We start from the raw sequence: 275 nt of genomic DNA, 5'->3' as shown, positions 1-275 counted from the left end.
CCCGTATATTATCCTGTTTGAGTTCTTCTCTCAAGCATTTTGATAATCCTAGCAATGCAAATTTTGAAATAGCATAAGATCCACCATTAGAATAAGCTTTTATACTGGCTATTGAGCATATATTAAATATATGTCCGGATCTTCTTTCCTTCATTATCTGAACAAGTCCACGAGTCGTATAATATGCACTATAAAGATTCGCATTTATCATGCTTTCAAGTGTTCCATCGGGCTCAGAAGCAATTTCTCCGGGCACAAAAAAGCCAGTATTATTA

1 protein-coding gene is annotated in these 275 nt (G+C 35.3%); it reads right to left on the bottom strand.

The window, feature by feature from the left end; genetic code table 11:
* Positions 1-275: SDR family oxidoreductase (locus KK062_RS30305; protein ID WP_254088123.1), on the bottom strand; the 275-nt coding region annotated here is incomplete at both ends.

Origin of the sequence: Dawidia cretensis (assembly GCF_018598175.1) — a bacterium.
Classification (GTDB): domain Bacteria; phylum Bacteroidota; class Bacteroidia; order Cytophagales; family Cyclobacteriaceae; genus Ohtaekwangia; species Ohtaekwangia cretensis.
This window is presented reverse-complemented; position numbering and strand designations above follow the sequence as displayed.